This window comes from Marinifaba aquimaris, from assembly GCF_013328345.1.
Taxonomy (GTDB): Bacteria; Pseudomonadota; Gammaproteobacteria; order Enterobacterales; family Alteromonadaceae; genus Marinifaba; species Marinifaba aquimaris.
The window spans coordinates 1-18,557 of sequence record NZ_JABULX010000046.1; the positions used below are offsets into that span (position 1 = coordinate 1).

Annotated in this window: 15 protein-coding genes; 10 read left to right on the forward strand and 5 right to left on the reverse strand. The window is 40.2% G+C overall.

Annotated features, from left to right (window positions below; all coding sequences use genetic code 11):
- Nucleotides 1–777, forward strand: a 777-nt coding sequence (locus tag HR060_RS18295) for an IS3 family transposase (RefSeq protein WP_174201726.1), incomplete at its 5' end; no start/stop codon positions are given.
- A gap of 40 nt (nt 778–817) precedes the next feature.
- Here the strand turns inward: HR060_RS18295 and HR060_RS18300 are convergent.
- The 3 genes from HR060_RS18300 to priC form a co-directional block, all read right to left on the reverse strand.
- Complete coding sequence (locus HR060_RS18300) at nt 818–1,159, reverse strand: outer membrane protein assembly factor BamE (RefSeq protein WP_174201727.1); 342 nt, start codon at nt 1,157–1,159, stop codon at nt 818–820.
- A 120-nt stretch (nt 1,160–1,279) separates the two neighbouring features.
- On the reverse strand, nt 1,280–1,756 hold the full coding sequence (locus tag HR060_RS18305) for a hypothetical protein (protein WP_174201728.1): 477 nt from the start codon (nt 1,754–1,756) through the stop codon (nt 1,280–1,282).
- Nucleotides 1,757–1,800: 44 nt separating this feature from the next.
- The gene (gene priC, locus HR060_RS18310) at nt 1,801–2,319 is read right to left on the reverse strand and encodes a primosomal replication protein PriC (protein WP_174201729.1); all 519 of its coding nucleotides are present in this window, start codon (nt 2,317–2,319) and stop codon (nt 1,801–1,803) included.
- Nucleotides 2,320–2,848: 529 nt separating this feature from the next.
- Here priC and HR060_RS18315 point away from each other — a divergent pair.
- From HR060_RS18315 to maiA, 7 genes are all read left to right on the forward strand, one after another.
- Nucleotides 2,849–5,761 (forward strand): TonB-dependent receptor domain-containing protein, encoded by a 2,913-nt coding sequence (locus tag HR060_RS18315; RefSeq protein ID WP_174201730.1) that lies wholly within the window; start codon nt 2,849–2,851, stop codon nt 5,759–5,761.
- A gap of 735 nt (nt 5,762–6,496) precedes the next feature.
- Nucleotides 6,497–9,139, forward strand: coding sequence for a TonB-dependent receptor plug domain-containing protein (locus HR060_RS18320; protein WP_174201731.1), 2,643 nt, complete (start codon nt 6,497–6,499; stop codon nt 9,137–9,139).
- A gap of 373 nt (nt 9,140–9,512) precedes the next feature.
- Nucleotides 9,513–11,072, forward strand: a complete 1,560-nt coding sequence (gene tyrR, locus HR060_RS18325) for a transcriptional regulator TyrR (protein ID WP_174201732.1) — start codon at nt 9,513–9,515, stop codon at nt 11,070–11,072.
- Between the two features lie 272 nt (nt 11,073–11,344).
- Complete coding sequence (hppD, locus tag HR060_RS18330; protein ID WP_174201733.1) at nt 11,345–12,430, forward strand: 4-hydroxyphenylpyruvate dioxygenase; 1,086 nt, start codon at nt 11,345–11,347, stop codon at nt 12,428–12,430.
- A gap of 40 nt (nt 12,431–12,470) precedes the next feature.
- A complete protein-coding gene (locus HR060_RS18335; protein ID WP_174201734.1) occupies nt 12,471–13,598 on the forward strand; it encodes a homogentisate 1,2-dioxygenase in 1,128 nt (375 codons plus the stop codon).
- 9 nt (nt 13,599–13,607) lie between these two features.
- Nucleotides 13,608–14,597, forward strand: coding sequence for a fumarylacetoacetate hydrolase family protein (locus HR060_RS18340; protein ID WP_174201735.1), 990 nt, complete (start codon nt 13,608–13,610; stop codon nt 14,595–14,597).
- The gene (gene maiA, locus HR060_RS18345; protein ID WP_174201736.1) at nt 14,597–15,280 is read left to right on the forward strand and encodes a maleylacetoacetate isomerase; all 684 of its coding nucleotides are present in this window, start codon (nt 14,597–14,599) and stop codon (nt 15,278–15,280) included. Before HR060_RS18340 ends, maiA begins: the two co-directional genes overlap by 1 nt.
- Before the next feature lie 5 nt (nt 15,281–15,285).
- Here maiA and rrtA read toward each other — a convergent pair whose 3' ends face one another.
- Nucleotides 15,286–15,867 carry a rhombosortase gene (gene rrtA, locus HR060_RS18350; RefSeq protein WP_174201737.1) on the reverse strand — a complete coding sequence of 194 codons (582 nt, stop codon included), beginning with the start codon at nt 15,865–15,867 and terminating at the stop codon, nt 15,286–15,288.
- Nucleotides 15,868–15,925: 58 nt separating this feature from the next.
- On the opposite strand from rrtA, the gene HR060_RS18355 reads away from it, so the two are divergent.
- Nucleotides 15,926–16,543, forward strand: a complete 618-nt coding sequence (locus HR060_RS18355; protein WP_174201738.1) for a DTW domain-containing protein — start codon at nt 15,926–15,928, stop codon at nt 16,541–16,543.
- A 1-nt stretch (nt 16,544) separates the two neighbouring features.
- Complete coding sequence (gene ggt, locus HR060_RS18360) at nt 16,545–18,299, forward strand: gamma-glutamyltransferase (protein ID WP_174201739.1); 1,755 nt, start codon at nt 16,545–16,547, stop codon at nt 18,297–18,299.
- Between the two features lie 49 nt (nt 18,300–18,348).
- Here ggt and HR060_RS18365 read toward each other — a convergent pair.
- Nucleotides 18,349–18,557, reverse strand: a 209-nt coding sequence (locus HR060_RS18365; protein ID WP_174198709.1) for an integrase core domain-containing protein, incomplete at its 5' end; no start/stop codon positions are given.

The window sequence follows — 18,557 nt, forward strand, 5'->3', positions numbered from 1 at the left end:
GGTATCACTCGGCAAGCCTATTACAAACGGTGTAAAGCGCTTTATGTCAAAACCTGTCACGAACAACAGGTTTTATCCTTCGTTAGAAAACAACGTATGAAACACCCTCGTATGGGGGCAAGAAAGTTACTGTATTTGATGAAGCAATCTGCATTGCATATAGGGCGAGACCACCTATTTGCTGTATTGAAGGTCAACCGATTGTTGGTACCAACAAAACGCGCTTATCATCGAACCACGCAGAGCTTACATCGCTTTTATAAACATCCGAATCTGATTAAGGATGGAATTAACTTAACACGCCCCGAGCAATTATGGGTTGCAGACATTACTTATCTGCCCACTCATGAAGGTGAAACGTATCTCAGTTTGGTGACTGATGCTTATTCAAGAAAAATAGTGGGTTACTATTTAGCCGATAATTTGAAAACAGAGGACGTTAAAAGGGCGTTTAATAAAGCGCTCCTGTGCAGAAAAAGCAACTTAGCACTGATTCACCATTCCGATAGAGGCATTCAATATTGTTCAAATGACTATCAGCAAGTCCATCAGAACCATGGTATTACCTGCTCAATGACAGATGGTTATGACTGTTATCAAAATGCGCTGGCTGAAAGAGTAAACGGGATTCTTAAAAACGAATACTTGTTAATGAAGCCAAATAACCTAAATGAGGCAAGGGAAATGGTAATACAATCAATCGATTTATATAATCAACAAAGGCCACATTCGGCCTTAAAATACAAAACGCCCGATGAAATTCATCAGGCGTTTTAATCAAAAAAGTGTCAACCCATACTAGGATGGGTCAAAGCTGTTACTGAATTAACGGCTGGTCGAAGTTTTCTGGTTCTTCAAAGTCACCAGACATTGTTGTTAATTTGTCTTGTTCAAAGGTTAAAACCAGTTCTGTTCTTTTAGTACGACCATCGCCATATTGCACATCGTAAACGTAATGCCAAACATTAGGATCAAACGCATCTTCGATTATAGGCTTACCTAATACGTAAATGACTTGCTCTTTTGTCATTTCAATTCGCAATTTATCAACTTGGTTCTGCTCGACAAAATTACCTTGTAAAACATTGATGCGGTAAGGGCAGGCTGTCAGTAGGGCTACAAAACAGGCAACGATAGATACTTTTAGCAAGGCTTTCATGGCTTTCCTTTTTTATCTGCTAATTTTTTAGCGAAAACAATACCGCCGCATCATAACTAATTAAGCAATATTACGAAAGTCTTTGCTTAGAACATTCACCCGCTCAGTTAGAAAGATCTTTTACTGTTCCTGGAATCTTACATTGCTAATAACATCTTCCTCAAACTCAACCAGTATCTGAATAGTACGTCGATCGAAAAGCTGTGCATTACCATTAATGTATAAAGTGTAATGCCCCCTGACATCTCTATCAGGCGATTTTTTCGCTTCTATTAAGTAGTCACCTAATTGATAACTAAGCTCTTCAAAGTAGCCTTGACCAAATTCCTGCACCCATAAATGTTCTTCTTTCGTTAATAAAATCGCCATAGCGTAATGCTGTGGTACATCTTGGGTAGCCATTTTATATGGGCCAGCAAAAAAGTATTGCTGACCATCGAGAGGTTTAAAAGCAAAGCTAAAGTCTACCGCTTTATTTACGCCACTAGGGTAGGTGATTTGCGCTTGTCCGTGGGTATCAAAGTCTGCATAGGCAGGTGAGAAGCCGAATATAAGAGCTAACAATAGAACGCTTTTGTGGAATCGATATTTGAACATTAGGTGCCTCTGAATTGATCGGCACCATTTAAAGTTAAAGCGCGTTATTGATCAAACGGTGTAACAGAACGGAAACCAAATTTTTCCCGGCGAGTAATGGTATCTTCTAGGTTATTAATGGCTTGAAGGCAGTTTTGTCTTCTTTTTTGAAGGTTCTGCATTTGTATGGAATCTTGATAGCCTGCATCGGCTAATGTTCTTATTTTATCGTCAAATTGTTGCAAGTACTGACGGTATTTAGCCAGTTGTTGGTGTTGTTTATTTAATGTGGCTTTGTATTCGGTTTGATTGTGCTCATAAGTAGATGGCACATTCTCTGCCAATTTAATAAATACGCTCAATTGTGCCGTTAGCTTTTCTTGTAAATGCTCTTTTTGTTCAATACTTAGTTTATTCGGTGGTACCAATTGTTCAGCTATTCGCTGTGTTTCGGCAAAATAATCATCTAAGTCTTCGGATTGAGTAACGAAGCTAGTGTGGTTTTGTAATTGCGTTAAAAGTCTATTTTGGTTGTTTAACGCAGTTAACTTGCTTTTTATCTTATCAAGGTTGTGATCTAACATAATCGGTCAATAATAGTTCACGGATATTTCATCCGTTCCTTAATTCTCACATGATTCTTACATAATTTTGACATAATATGTCAAAAAATGAACGATTTAGTGCTAAGTAATGTTAATTTTTGTAAAACATGCTTTACGTATTTCTGTTCTACCATTTTGAGTCAGTAACATTTTATTGTTACTCGTCTGTATTTTTTGTTATTTCGTCTCAGTGTTTTTAAATTACTGATTATTAAGAATTTTCACCCTCTATTGTTGCGTTTTATCTACCTATAGATCGCATTGTTTCCCCAATGGTTACAATGTTTCTTTTGATTGTTTTTTGTTCAAAGTGCGGCAGGATATTACAAATAGTAAATATGTCTGTCACATTTGATTAATAAAAAACGACAAGTCTAGTATCAGCTCCGTAGCTTTGTGAGAAAAGACTCACAACGGTGAGGGGATTTAAATCTCTTCACTCGAAAATAATAAAAATTCTAACAGCTAAGAAACATCGAAGTTAAGAAGTTTTCTAGGAGCAACAGAAATGCAATTCCAAAATAAAATCGCTAAAGCCGTTCGCTTAGCGTTAATGCTAGGTGCAGGTTCAACTGCTATCGCAGCACCACAGGTATTCGCTGCAGAGGAAGAGTCAGCAGATGTTGAACGCATCGCCATCACAGGTTCACGTATTAAACGTGCCGAGTTCTCTAACCCAACGCCAGTAATTTCTATCACTGCTAAAGACCTAGCTAAATTCAGCTCAACTGATTTAGGTAGTATCTTAGCTGAATTACCAGCTATCGCATCAACTGATACATTAATCGGTAATAACGATTCAAATGAAGATGCCGGTACCAGTTCAGTTGACTTACGTAACTTAGGTTCTAACCGTACACTTGTACTTGTAGATGGTAAGCGTCACGTAGCTGGTCGTGAAGGTACAGCGCGTGTTGATTTATCAACTATACCTGCTGCATTAATTGAGCGCATTGAAGTAATCACAGGTGGTGCTTCTGCTATTTATGGTTCAGATGCGGTATCTGGTGTTGTTAACGTCATCTTGAAAAAAGATTTTGAAGGTTTTGAAGCCAATGCCAAAATCTCAGAGGCTGCAAATGGTGTAGGTTCTGGTAGCCACTCATTTAACTTCACTGCTGGTGGCGATATCGCTGACGGTGACGGTAATGTTACATTCTACGCTGGCTATGACCGTACACGTGAAACAATGCGTGAAGATATCAAGCAATTTGATGCTTGGGGTACAGTAAATAACCCGCTAAACGAAACTGAAGACGATGGTATTGCCGATAAACTTCGCGTACCAAAAGTTTACTCAGAAATGATTTCGCGCAATGGTGTTTTAAACCCATTTGGCGGCGGTGGTAATGAGCGTTGGACATTTGATCGCAACGGCAACCCAATGATTCAAACTGAACGTGATTTAACAAACTCATTTGCGTTTGGTAGCTTCCCTGATGGTTGTGATACCTGTTTCAACACTGAAGATTACGAAAACTACCTTCCATCAAAAGAGACGATTACATTAGCGTCATCTTTTAACTATTCGTTTAACGATAACGTTAATTTTTACAGTGACTTTAAATACGTAACGTCTGAGATTCAGCAGCAATATCAGCCTTCTTTCCGTTTTGGTAACGTATCAATTAACGTTAACGATAATGCGTATTTAGATGAAGATTTACGTCAAACGTTATTATCAAACGGCACAGAGTCAATTGCATTCGCTAAGTTCTTTGATGAACTAGGTAACCGAAGCGCTGATAACAAACGTGATACTTTCCGTGTTGTTGCAGGCCTTGAAGGTACCTTCAAGCTAAGTGAAACTGATTTAGACTACGATGTATACTATGTATATGGTCAAACAGACAGCACGCGTAACACATTAAACGACTTAATTCCTGATAACTTCACTGCTGCTGTTGATTCAGTCATTGATCCAGAAACAGGTAAAGCTGCATGTCGTAGTCAAGTAGAAAGCGCTCAAGGCGAAGACTATGAAGATCCAGCTGCAGTAAACGGTAGTGAATGTGCGCCTTACAATCCATTTGGTTTAGGTAACATGAGCGAAGAAGCCGCTGCTTTCGTATCTGCTGATATCACTCGCTCTGATCAGATTATTCAAGAATTTGTTGGTGGTTCAATCAACTTTGATTCATCAGAGTTCTTAACACTACCAGGTGGTGCAATTGGTTTTGCTGCTGGTTTTGAATACCGTGAAGAGTCTTCAGAAACTAAAACAGATGAATTCACTAAACGCGGTTTCTTAACAAGTGCTGCAACACAGGATTACATCGGTGAATATGATGTAACTGAGTACTTCTTTGAAGTAAGTGCGCCTGTATTAGCTGATATGCCTTTTGCACATGAACTAACTTTAGATGCTGCATTCCGCAGTGCTGATTACTCACATGCCGGTAAAGCAGATGCTTGGAAATTTGGTTTCATGTACGCGCCAATCGAAGATGTTCGTATTCGCGGTACAGTAGGTGAAGCTGTACGTGCACCAAATATTGTCGAAGCTTTCAGCCCTGTAACACCAAGTTTTGCTCGTGTAGCGGATCCATGTGATGCAGATAACTTAGGTGATGATCCGGATCGTTTAGCTAACTGTACTGCTTTAGGTATGCCAGCAGGTTTCGTTGCTGAAGACAACGTTTCTAAAGATATCTCTGTAGGTGGTAACCCAGACTTAGTTTCAGAAGAGTCAACTTCAAAAACATTTGGTATTGTTTGGACACCAAGCTTTGTTGAAGGTTTCTCAGTAACGGTTGATTACTACGATATCGAAATTGAAGATGCAATCGTACAGGTTGATGCGGGTGATATCGCAAATAACTGTGTTGATGCTTCAGGTGGTCCAGATGCAGGTTATTGCTCACAAGTAGATCGCGACGCAGATACTTTTGATATTACATTTGTACGCACGGGTTACTTAAATGCTTCAGCTTTAAATACAAAAGGCGTTGAAACTGAAATTCGTTACGCAACTGATTTAGCTTCATTTGATTTACCAGGTTCAGTAGTAACAAGCCTATTTGTTAACAACTTATTAGAATTAGAGCGTTTTGAATTCCAAGATCGTCCTGATGAAATTAATGTTGAAGAAGGCGAAGTAGGTGACCCAGAAATCCAAGCTCGTTTCTCCGTTGATTACACGTTAGATGATTTAACAGTTGGTTGGTCTACTCGTTATATCGACAGAAGTGCTACATTTGATGTATCACCAACAGGTGACACACCGGAAGATTTCAGCCCAGCTTATGTGGGTTCAATTGTGACACACGATATCACTATGGGTTACTTCTTAAATGACAACGTTTCATTTAATGCGGGTATCCGTAACTTAACTGATAAGCGTCCTCCAGGTTTTGAAGACGATGCTATTTATGACTTAATCGGTCGTACAGCATTTATCGGAACTAAAATTCGCTTCTAAGTCATTAATACCGACTTAATATAAAGATATAGAAGCCTCACAAATGTGGGGCTTTTTTATCCCAATATGCTTATCACATTTTATCTTTTCAAACCCAAATCTGGTTAAGATAAGTTAAGTGGTAAGGCGGTTAAAACCATAAAACTGTCATTAATAAGTGGTTTAATTTGGCTTTAAACGCGAATTTGAGATGTTTTAACTGATTTTGATTGGTTATAAATGAAAATCTGTAAGAATGAGTTTCAAATTTAACCGTTTTTAACGCACTAGCATTGAGTTATTGTAAATTAATGTTAGGAAATGCAAATAAATCGATATGTTTATAGTGTAAGACTGTACGTAAAACTTTACGTGATTGTTGGTTTTTTTCCCTCAAAGAAAAATAAATTTTTCTCTTCCTTTATCCTTGTTTAATTTTTGTCTTTATTTGTAGCTTATTGAAAAATAAGTGTTTTTTATTTTGCACAGCATTGGTGCATACGTATGTAAGTCGAACATAAATAATCCAATTTTTGTTTTCGAATAGTTAATATTTATCCAAAAAATAGCCAAAATAATGGAAATGTTTCATTTGTAGCCCTTTATTGACCGTTAAGAAATATTGCGTCTATGATTCATGCGACTCTATCGCAGAATACAAGATGAATTTACGAAAGTTCACTCTGCGACAGTAAAAAAATTCTAAATATATTCGCTTTGAAGAATAGATAGCTAACGGTTTCCGGGAGAAACAAGATGCAATTCCAAAACAAAATTTCTAAAGCTGTACGCTTAGCGTTAGTTTTAGGTGCGAGCTCAACTGCTATTGCAGCAGCTCCTCAAGCTTTTGCAGCAGAAAAAGAAGTAGATTCAGTAGAACGTATCTCTGTAACAGGTTCTCGTATCAAGCGTTCTGATTTTGAAGGTTCAACACCTGTAACTGTAATCTCAGCAGGCGATATCGAAGCATTAGGTTTCGACAACGTAGCTGACGTTTTACGTAACACATCATTCAATACTTTCGGTTCATACCGTGCGTCATCTGGCTCAAGCTATGGTGGTGCAGCGTTAGTAAACTTACGTGGTTTAGGTTCAGAGTACACAGCTGTTTTAATTAACGGTCGTCGTGTTCCTGGTAACGCATTTACTGGTACTTCAGCTGTAGATATCAACACTATCCCTATGTCAGCTGTTGAAAGCATCCAAATCTTAACTGATAGTGCTTCTGCTGTTTACGGTGCAGATGCAATCGGTGGTGTTATCAACATCATTATGAAGAAAGATTTCGACCAAACAGTACTAGACTTCAAAATGGAAGCACCGGACCGCGATGGTGGTGAGCGAGAGTCTTTCTCTGTAGTAACTGGTACATCTAGTGAAAAGTCAAGCGTTTTATTCTCTTTCGAATACAACAAAAAAGACAGAATCTCTGATAGCGATCGTGACTACTCTGGTCTTCAGTTCTTGAGTGATGCACCAATCCCGACTGATGGAGTTGACGTAACAGGTGCTAACGGTGGTGGTAACTCAGGTTTCAACTTCGCCTTTACTGAAGCCTACCAAATTGGTGAGTGTGACGAGAGCTTCTACCTTAAAATGTTAAACCCATTTAATGTTCCTGGCGAAGGTTGTGGTTACATCTACAGTGACATCTCTGTAATGACAATGGACGTAGACCGTTATTCAACTTTCTTAGATGCACGTCGTAAGATTGGTGAAAACCACGAAATTTACTTCGAAAACCGTTTATCAAAAGTTGAAACGTTTGGTCGTTTCGCTCCTGCTATCGGTGGTTTCGCTGTAGCAGCTGATGCGCCAATCAATCCAGTTGGCGATGCATTCTTACTTTATCACCGTTTCGTAGGTCATGGCCCTCGTGATACGTTCTCTGATGCAACTGAAATCGATACTGTAGTAGGTATTTCAGGTATGTTCGAAGGCTCAGAAATCGAATACGATTTCAGCTTACGTAAGTATAAGTACACTGCTTCTGAATTAGGTCAAAACTACGTTCTTCAATCAAATGTTGAAGCTGCGGTTAAAGATGGTTCATATAACTACATCGACCCATTATCACAAGACCCAGATCATTTAGCGGCTATTGCTAGCACTAAAGCGACATTACACCGTGACTTAGAAAACGATACAACTGCACTTCAGTTCACAATGAACGGTGGTACAGGTTTCGATTTTGGTTTAGGTGGTGATGAAATTCAGTGGGCTGCTGGTGCAGAATACGCTGAAGAACAATACCAAGATATTTATGATTCATACCGTGAAGCGCAGAACGTTCTCGGTTCAGCTGGTAACTCAGCATCTGGCGACCGTGACCGTACAGCTGTTTACTTCGAGTCATTAATCCCAGTGTTAGAAAACTTAGAAGTCAACTTCGCAGTTCGTTACGATGATTACAGTGACTTTGATTCTGAAGTTTCACCATCATTATCTGTATCTTATGCAGCTACTGATTGGTTAAAAATCCGTGCTTCATACGGTGAAGGTTTTAAAGCACCTAACTTAACTAACTTGTACGCTTTGCCTCAAGAATCTTTCGAAGGTGTAGTTGATACAACGCGTTGTGGTGCTCAGGGTATCGCGGACAAAGATTGTCCGAATGCGCAGGTTGTAACGTTTGATGCTGGTAACCCTGAATTACAAGCTGAAACTTCAACTTCATACAACTTAGGTTTAATTTTAGAGCCAGTTGAAAACTTCTTAGTAACATTAGATTACTACGAAGTTGAATTAGAGAACGTTGTTGACCAATTAGAATTCTCTGACGTATTCGTATTAGAGCAAGACGGTGCTTTACCTGACGGTGTCGTCGTTAACCGTGCTCCAACACAAAATGGCGTACCAGGTGCAATCGCTCAGTGTTTTGCTCTTAAGTACCCTAACTGTGGTATCCTCAATCCCGTTGCTAATTTAGCATCTCGTGACTTAGCGGGTGCAGACTTAAAAGTTCAATACACACATGAAACTGAATACGGTAATTTCAGCCCTGAATTATCTTGGTCACACGTAGCGACATACGATGACGTATTACTTGGTAAAACGTTTGATCGTCCAGGTACAGAAGGTTATCCAGAGAACCGTGCTAATTTCAACTTAAACTACGAGTTTGATGCACTTCGTGTTAGCTACCAGTACCAGTGGATTGATGAAACTGATGCGACTTCAGGCGGTAAGTTCAAGTCTTGGGATCAACACTCAGTTAACTTCATTTACTCAGGTTTAGTTGAAGGCTTAGACATTTCTGCAGGTGTGCGTAACTTAACTGATGAAGATCCGTCAATTGATACTGAAGCTGGTTGGACTTCAAGTACTTCAAGTACTTCAATGGACCTATACCCAGTAGATGGTCGAGTATTCACTTTTGGTGCTAAATTCGCATTCTAAGATTGAATATCCCCAATGATTTAAAAGGCCAGCATTTGCTGGCCTTTTTTATTTCTGTACACTATTTTTCAACTATTACACTAATCTTACAAAAGCTCAGTTAGTGTTTTAATGCCTTTACACTTGCATATTTATGCTACATTTCTGCTCACTTATTAAAAACACTAAAAATTAGTGTTTCTTAATCTTTACGACTTCTCTACAGCCCTTTTATAGTAAGGGTTTTTATTTGTACTAAAATGTTTACGCTTGTCTTTTTTTTGTAACTTGTTTGTATGTGCTTACAATGTTGTAACTCAGCTTTTACACCTCTAGTATTTACCCCATCGTAAACTTGCGTTTCGCAAAGATTTGTTTCTCATTGAGGTCAGTAATGCGTTTAGAGATTCGTGCTAAAGATCGTTTAGGGATAGTACAAGATATTTTAGATATCTTGGTTCGCCACGAGATCAGTATCAGTGGTGTTGAGATTGGAGATGGTTATATCTGGTTAAACTTTCCTGAAATTGAATTTAGTCAGTTTCAACACTTGATGCCTGAGTTACGTCGCATCGATAATATTATCGATGTTAAGACAACTAACTTTATGCCAAGTGAACGTGAACGTTATGAATTCCAGACTATTTTGAAGTCGGTACCTGATCCTGTGTTCTCTGTTGATGTTCGCGGTAGAATTTTAACGGCAAACGATGCAGCCATGCAGCAATGTATTGTTGGCGAGCAAGATATCACCGAGTTCAATATTAGCCACTGGTTAAAAGGTTTCAATTTTGCGCGCTGGTTAGAAGCAAAAAATATTGAAGCTGTGACACAAAAAGTACAGTTATTAGAGCAAGACTTCCTTGCCGATATGTTCCCTATCTTTGTACCTGGCGATGATTCTAAAAATGTACTCGCAGGTGCCGTTGTTATGCTTAAATCAGAGTCGCGCTTTGGTGAGCAAATGACTGCGTTTAGACGCATCGACAACGATAGCTTTAGCGGGTTTGTGACACAAAGTAATGCCATGCGCAAAGCTGTTCGCGAAGCGAAGAAAATGGCTGGTGTTGATGCGCCAATGTTAATTATGGGTGAAACAGGCTCAGGTAAAGAGCTACTTGCTCGCGCTTGTCACAATGCTAGCCACAGAAAAGAAAAGCCGTTTTTAGTACTTAACTGTGCATCATTACCAGACAATGTAGCCGAAAGTGAGCTATTCGGGTATGGTGCCGGTGCTTATAAAGATCAACCTGAAGAGAAGAAAGGTTTACTCGATCAGGCTGATGGCGGTACTTTATTCTTAGATGAAGTAGGCGAGATGTCTGATCAGCTTCAGTCTAAGTTACTGCGCTTCTTACAAGATGGTTCATTCAGACGAGTGGGCAGTGAAAATGAAGTTAAAGTAAACGTTCATATTATTTGCTCAACACAAAAAGATTTATCTATGTTGGTGCAAGAGCACAAGTTTAGAGAAGACTTATTCTACCGATTGAATGTGTTGACGTTAGCTATGCCTTCATTACGCGATCGCAAAGCGGATGTTTTACCTTTATCAGAGTTCTTTATTAAACGTGTTTGCAAGCAATTAGGTCGAATTCCACCGAGTATTAGCAAGGCTTGCCAAGATTACCTCAATCAATACCCATGGCCGGGTAACGTTCGCCAGTTAGAAAATACTATTTACCGCGCCGTTTCATTGTTGGATGGTAATGAGCTAACTCGCGAGAACTTCCAATTACCTGCTTATGCGAGTGATTTTGGTTACGCCGAAACAGAGATACAAGGGACGTTAGAAGATTCTGTTAAGCGATTTGAAAGTAATTTACTACGTCGTTTATACCCGTCTTACCCAAGTACTCGTCAGTTAGCGAAAAAATTGGGGCTGAGCCATACCGCAATTGCTAACAAATTACGTGAATACGGCATCAATAAGAAGACGGTAAAAGTCTTGTAAAATACAGATTATGTAAGCGTGAATTGGAATTTGTTGTTCTGAGTTTACGCGGTTGTAGAGAGAAAAGGGCGATAAACTATGGTTTATCGCCCTTTTTTTGTACTTTAACTTTAGCTGTAAGCTTTTCATTACGCTTTTTGTAGGCCTTGTAACAAAGGCTTAAAATAGCTGATGGGTTTATTTTTTAGTCAGAGCTTCATAACTTAAAAGAAAGCCGCAAGGTTCAATCTAAACATTTAAAACAATAAGAAACAGTTATGAAGGTATGCACTATGGGTTCACAAAAACAATTACATACAATAAATCCAATGGGGACGGATGGTTTTGAATTTGTTGAATATACAGCTGTTGATGCTGAAGGTATCAATGCGCTAAAAAACTTATTTTCTAGTTTAGGTTTCGCAGAGATCGCTAAACACAAATCAAAAGAAGTTTGGTTATATCGCCAAGGCGATATCAACTTTATCGTTAACTCTGAACCCGATTCTCAAGCACAAGCTTTTGCGGCGGTTCACGGCCCAAGTGTTTGTGGTATGGCTTTTCGTGTAAAAGATGCCAAACACGCTTATGAATATGCATTAAGCAAAGGCGCTAAGCCATTCCACGGTAATTTAGGTGCGATGGAGCTCTATATCCCTGCTATCTACGGTATCGGAAAAAGTACACTATATTTTGTTGATCGTTATGGTGACAGCACTATTTATGATGTTGACTTTAACTTCTATCCCAATTGGCAAGAAAGGCTTACGGCTAAAGATAAAGGTCTACACACGCTAGATCATTTAACGCATAACGTATTTCGCGGCAATATGAACGTATGGTCTGAATTCTATGAGCGCATTGGTAACTTCAGAGAAATTCGTTACTTTGATATCGAAGGTAAGCTAACCGGTTTAGCGAGCCGAGCAATGACGTCTCCTTGTGGTAAAATTCGCATTCCAATTAATGAATCGTCTGATGATAAATCGCAAATTGAAGAGTTCTTAAAGCACTATAATGGTGAAGGGATTCAGCACATTGCACTGTCTACTGATGATATTTACAAAACGGTTGAAGACTTACGTGCAACGGGCATGACCTTTATGGACACACCTGATACCTATTTTGAGAAGGTAGATGCCCGTGTTAGTGGCCATGGTGAAGACTTAAGCCGTTTACACAAGAACAAAATTTTAATCGATGGCGCTCCAACAAAAGACGGTATCTTATTACAAATTTTCACTGATACGGTTATTGGCCCTGTGTTCTTTGAGATTATTCAGCGCAAAGGCAATGAAGGTTTTGGTGAAGGTAACTTCCAAGCATTATTTGAATCAATAGAAGAAGATCAAATTCGCCGTGGTGTGATCTCTGCTTAAAACAAGTCGACTAGACTAGATTAATAAGTGGAGGCTAGAGATGAAACACTGGATCACGACACCACACAAAGAGGGCTTGGTTTCAAATCAAGCCCATGCAGATTTACCCAATGCGGCTATTTATGAAAGAGAAGTAGGGCGAGAAGGCTTTTTTGGCCCAGCCACGCACATACATCATAAGCACGCACCAACGGGGTGGGTTGATTGGCAAGGGCCGTTAAAACCTAGATTATTTAACTTAGTTGAGCTTGATGCTGATCACGAATCTCCTTGGGTGGCCAAACATTTACTTAGCAACCCTCATTGTAAGTTTCGCATTTGGCAATGTTTAACGTCGATGAAACAACTGGTGCGTAATGCGGATGGTGACGATTTACTCTTTATCCATCAGGGCAATGGCGTTTTATTTTGTGACTATGGGCGTTTAGAGATTAACGAGGGTGATTATGTATTGCTACCTCGTTCGACGATGTGGCGAATTGAGGTGATCAAACCGATAACCATGTTGATGATTGAAGCGACTAATGGCGCTTATCAGCTACCTGAAAAAGGGTTAGTGGGTAAACATGCTATTTTTGACCCTGCAATGCTGCAAAGGCCGGCAATCGATCAGGCATTTTTAGAACAACAAGATGAGAACCATTGGCAAGTTAAGGTAAAGCGTCACGAACAAGTATCGACGATCACTTACCCTTTCAACCCCCTTGATGCTCAAGGTTGGCATGGTGATTTATCGGTCGTCAAAATTAATTGGCGTGACATTAGGCCGCTGATGAGTCATAGGTATCATTTACCACCATCGGCGCATACAACCTTTGTTGCGCCAAGGTTTGTGGTTTGTACTTTTGTACCTAGACCGATTGAAAGCGATAGTGGTGCATTAAAGGTACCGTTCTATCACAGTAATGATGATTATGATGAGGTACTGTTTTATCACGCAGGTGATTTTTTCTCTCGTGACAATATCGAAGCTGGCATGTTGAGTTTTCACCCTGCTGGTTTTAGTCATGGGCCACACCCAAAAGCTTTTAAAGCCGGTTTAGAATATAAGAAAAAACATACAGATGAAGTGGCGGTGATGATCGATACCCGAGATGCACTTCATTTTTCAGATACGCTTAGCCAAGTTGAAGACGCTGAATACGTCAACAGTTGGCAAGTGAAGTAAGGTAGTTGTATGAAACTAGCAAGTTTAAAAAATAATACACGAGATGGTCAGTTAATTGTTGTTAGCAAGGACTTAACAAAAGCGGTGGCTATTCCTCACATTGCCGCGACTATGCAAGATGCTATTGATAATTGGCAAGCATTAGAGCCTGTTCTCGATGCCATATATAAAGCGCTAAACGAAGGGCGCGCCAAAGAAGCTTTCGCTTTTGAACCCGATAATTGCTTGTCTCCACTGCCACGTGCTTATCATTGGGCAGATGGCAGTGCATACGTGAACCACGTAGAGTTAGTCAGAAAGGCTCGTGGAGCTGAAATGCCTGAAAGCTTTTGGACTGATCCTCTGATGTACCAAGGTGGATCGGACACGTTTCTTGCTCCAACACAAGACATTGTAATGCCGACCACTGATTGGGGAGTCGATTTTGAAGCGGAAGTAGCCGTGATCACTGATGATGTCGCTATGTCGGTTAATAAAGACGACGCACTTTCACATATCAAATTGCTCATGTTAGTTAACGATGTATCTTTGCGTAATCTTATTCCTGGTGAGCTAGCAAAAGGCTTTGGGTTTTATCAAAGCAAACCGTCGAGTAGCTTTTCACCCGTTGCAGTTACGCCTGATGAGTTAGGTGAAAGCTGGCAGACAGGTAAAGTGCATTTACCTATGCTTTGTCATTTTAATGATGAGCTATTTGGCCAGCCTAATGCCGGTGTTGATATGACGTTTAATTTTGGTGAACTGGTTGCCCATGCTGCTAAATCTAGGCCTTTATGTGCTGGAACCATTATAGGTTCAGGCACGATTTCTAACTACGACCGTTCGCTCGGTAGCTGTTGCATAGCTGAGAAACGTATGTTGGAAACAATCAATGAAGGTGAGGCTAAAACTGCATTTATGCAGTTTGGTGATAATATTAAGATAAGTATGAAAGATAAATCAGGCGCTGATATTTTTGGTGTCATCGATCAAACTTTAACTCAATATCAGGTAGCGTAATGACGGAACAGGTAAACGGGTATCAGCTTTATACTTATTGGCGATCGTCTGCGAGTTATCGCGTCAGGATCGCGCTCAATTGTAAACAGCTTGATTACCAAAGTTTACCTGTAGATTTGATTAAACCTTTAACAACTGATGGTATTGAGCAAATTAAAGGCCAGCAAAAATCACCTGAATATACTCAACTCAACCCAGCTCAACTCGTGCCCTGTTTAGTGACGCCAAATGGCGATGTGTTAAACCAATCGTTAGCTATTATTGAATACCTCGAAGAGCGTGTGCCAAAGCCTGCTTTATTACCTAGCGAGCCACTTAAAAAAGCTCAAGTGCGGGCTTTTGCTTTGGATATTGCTTGTGATATTCATCCAATGAATAACTTACGGGTAACCCAGTTTTTACAAGATAAACTGTCTGTTGCAGAGGAAGGGAAAATGCAGTGGTATCACCACTGGCTGCACTTAGGGTTTGCGAATTTAGAAAAGCGGCTTGCTCAACATGCAGGGCACTTTTGCTTTGCTAATGACTTTAGCATGGCCGATATTTGTTTAGTTCCTCAAGTGTACAATGCGCTGCGTTTCTCATTGGATATGAAACCATATGCCAACATCAATCGCATCTATAGTAACTGCTTGTCTTTACCTGAAGTGAACTTAGCTGCTCCAGACAAGCACCAAACTTAACGAAGTCATTTTAATTTGATTTTTTGCCACAATGGAAAGACGATCAAACCTGAAATAGCGCCATAAAGATGAGCCTTAGTGGCAACATCGACTTCTATCATTGCTTTTAAATCTTCACTTGCACCAAAACTTAATTCATACCCTAGTTTGATAACCAAGCCTGCTAGTAATAACCAAGCGGTTTTATCTTGGCGTTTGAAATCTTCTAACATACCGATGACAAAGAGCGCATGCAGACAGCCAGATAACCCAACGTACCTGTCATAATCGGCAAATAGTAATACGGCAAAAGAAATCAAAAGAGCAGAGCCAAATAAAGCGGTTATGAGCCTTGGGCCATTGTAGTAATGACCGTGCAGGGCCCAAAGCGCGATAATACCTGCGCTATTAAGTGCTAAGTGATTGAGATTGGAGTGAATCAAGTGACCTGAGACCAGCCGCCACCACTCTCCTTGGTAAATTAAATTAGCAACAAAATCGAGTTGGAATTGCCACATCATAGGAAAAAGAGCAAGCGCACCGATGACGAGTAATAATAATAGGACAGGCAGACTGTGACGGGCTTGCCATGGAAAAGTGTGCAACATAGACTTAGCAGAGTTTAATCGTTAATAGAGTCGCATATACTGCGATAAGAGTAAGTTTTTGACCAGCATTAACCAAAATAAAGCGCAAAAAAGCACATTGAAACGTCCTTATTGCGATGTGTGTGCTAGGCCACAAAAAACATGTATTTGTCACTGCGTAACACCTGTCAGTAACCAAACACCGATCCATATAATCCAACACCCAGATGAAACCAAACAAGCCAAAGGTACGGCTAAACTGGCTTCATTGTGTTTATCTTCTAGTACTTTATCTGTGTTGTCTGAGTCTAAAAGTGTGGCTTTATCTGAGGTTATGCATGTACTTTTCCCTGCACCCAATGCAAATGAGCTGAGCGAAAACGATCGTGAAGAAATTACAGCGCAGGGCGGGCTACATATTTTAGATGGCACTTGGCGCCAAGCAAATCAGTTAATTCGTTTATTAGAGAGCCGGTCTATCGATATTGTTTTTCATACTTTGTCGACAATCGATTATCAGAGCCGTTATCGACAATTGCGAAAAACAAAAAAACAAGGCGCTTTTTCAACAATTGAAGCGATATACTTAGCTTTGTCTGTATTAGATTCAGCCGATGTAGCTGAACCTTTAATCGAGAGTTTTAACCAATTTCTCGAATTTCAAAACCAATTCCAACCTAATCGAGAGCAGAATTAAAATGCCTTCACCTTTCTATCAATTACGCCGATTTGTCACGACGAGCTTAATCTCAAGCTTATTCATTTCATCAATAGGTTTTGCTGCGACTCAAGAGGTAAGAGAGCCTGAAGCCGCAACGGGATTTGCAGAACAAAAAGTTGCACACGGCAAAAAGTTTATGGTTGCTGCGGCCAATCCTCATGCTACAAAAGCAGGCTACAATGTGTTGGCTAAGGGCGGGACTGCCATTGATGCCGCGATAGCGGTTCAGGCTATGTTGACCTTAGTCGAGCCTCAATCTTCAGGTATAGGTGGCGGTGCATTTTTCTTATACTGGGACAATACTGCCAAGCAGCTTTACGCCATTGATGGTCGAGAAACGGCACCAAAAAAGGCCTCACCCGAGCTCTTTTTAGATGAAAACGGTAAAGCCGCACCTTGGATCAAAGCCGTCGTCGGTGGTCGCTCTGTTGGTGTTCCTGGGGTATTAGCTGCACTTGAGATGAGCCATGAAAAGTGGGGGAGAACACCCTGGTCTGAATTATTTGATGACAGCATACATTTAGCGGCGAATGGTTTTGAAGTGTCTCCTCGTTTAGCTAAATTGGTCGCGATGGGCTTTAACCCTGGCCTTAAACAAATGCCTGTAGCATCTGCTTATTTTTACCCCAATGGTGAGCCGCTTAAAGCCGGTTCTATCTTAAAAAATACTGAGTTATCAGAAAGTTTAACTTTAATCGCAAGCCAAGGCGCGAAAGCCTTTTATCAAGGTGAAATTGCCAAGCAAATTGTTGATTCAGTTCAACACGCTGCGATTGAACCTGGCGTTTTAAGCTTAGCGGATATGAAAGAGTATCAAGCTAAAATCCGACAGCCTTTGTGCCAAGATTATCGACAAAATATAATTTGTGGTATGCCAGCACCAAGCTCAGGTGGCGTAACTGTGCTGCAAACACTTGCCTTATTAGAGCCTTATAATTTATCGCAATACCAAGCTAATCAAGCACAGGCTGTGCACCTATTCAGCCAAGCGTCACGTTTAGCGTTTGCTGATCGCAATCACTACGTCGCTGACCCAGATTTTGTCGAAGTACCTGAAAAAGTGTTATTGTCAGAGCGATATTTAACAAGTCGCCGCTCACTTATATCTGCTGATAAAGACATGGGAAAAGCTTTGCCAGGTGATGTTATTAACGCCGCTAAGGATGATGCTTATGAAAGACCCAGCACGAGTCATATTTCGATAGTTGATCAATACGGCAATGCAGTATCAATGACCACTAGTATTGAAATGGCCTTTGGTTCAACTGTCATGGTGGGAGGGTTTTTATTAAATAATCAGTTAACCGATTTTGCTTTGTCACCTGAGAAAAATGGAGTGCCTGTACTCAATCGTGTTGAGCCAAATAAACGACCTCGTAGCTCGATGTCTCCGGTTATTGTATTTGGTAAAGACCAACAACCCAGCCTAATTATAGGTTCGCCTGGTGGTTCTAGAATTATCAATTACGTTAGCCAGGCATTGATTGCACATCTAGACTGGCAATTGCCTATTCAAGATGCGATAAATTTGCCTAATGTCACTCATCGAAATGACTATTTAGCACTTGAAAAAGGGACAGCGCTCGCCAAACAAAAAACATGGTTTGAAGCGAGGGGGCACAAAGTGCAGGTCAGAGATTTAAATTCGGGTATTCATGCTATCAGTATTAGATACGGCGTATTACAGGGGGCGGCAGATCCAAGAAGGGAAGGGATCGCTTTAGGCCAATAATCAATAAAACACCTGTGACCCATCCTAGTATGGGTTGACACTTTTTTGATTAAAACGCCTGATGAATTTCATCGGGCGTTTTGTATTTTAAGGCCGAATGTGGCCTTTGTTGATTATATAAATCGACTGATTGTTTTACCATTTCCCTTGCCTCATTTAGGTTATTTGGTTTCATTAACAAGTATTCGTTTTTAAGAATACCGTTTACTCTCTCAGCCAGTGCATTTTGATAGCAGTCATAACCATCTGTCATTGAAC

Bases quoted from the DNA above. Each gene is read 5' to 3' on its own strand.
- HR060_RS18300 (WP_174201727.1), bottom strand. From the start codon at position 1,159: ATGAAAGCCTTGCTAAAAGTATCTATCGTTGCCTGTTTTGTAGCCCTA.
- HR060_RS18305 (WP_174201728.1), bottom strand. From the start codon at position 1,756: ATGTTCAAATATCGATTCCACAAAAGCGTTCTATTGTTAGCTCTTATA.
- priC (WP_174201729.1), bottom strand. From the start codon at position 2,319: ATGTTAGATCACAACCTTGATAAGATAAAAAGCAAGTTAACTGCGTTA.
- HR060_RS18315 (WP_174201730.1), top strand. From the start codon at position 2,849: ATGCAATTCCAAAATAAAATCGCTAAAGCCGTTCGCTTAGCGTTAATG.
- HR060_RS18320 (WP_174201731.1), top strand. From the start codon at position 6,497: ATGCAATTCCAAAACAAAATTTCTAAAGCTGTACGCTTAGCGTTAGTT.
- tyrR (WP_174201732.1), top strand. From the start codon at position 9,513: ATGCGTTTAGAGATTCGTGCTAAAGATCGTTTAGGGATAGTACAAGAT.
- hppD (WP_174201733.1), top strand. From the start codon at position 11,345: ATGGGTTCACAAAAACAATTACATACAATAAATCCAATGGGGACGGAT.
- HR060_RS18335 (WP_174201734.1), top strand. From the start codon at position 12,471: ATGAAACACTGGATCACGACACCACACAAAGAGGGCTTGGTTTCAAAT.
- HR060_RS18340 (WP_174201735.1), top strand. From the start codon at position 13,608: ATGAAACTAGCAAGTTTAAAAAATAATACACGAGATGGTCAGTTAATT.
- maiA (WP_174201736.1), top strand. From the start codon at position 14,597: ATGACGGAACAGGTAAACGGGTATCAGCTTTATACTTATTGGCGATCG.
- rrtA (WP_174201737.1), bottom strand. From the start codon at position 15,867: ATGTTGCACACTTTTCCATGGCAAGCCCGTCACAGTCTGCCTGTCCTA.
- ggt (WP_174201739.1), top strand. From the start codon at position 16,545: ATGCCTTCACCTTTCTATCAATTACGCCGATTTGTCACGACGAGCTTA.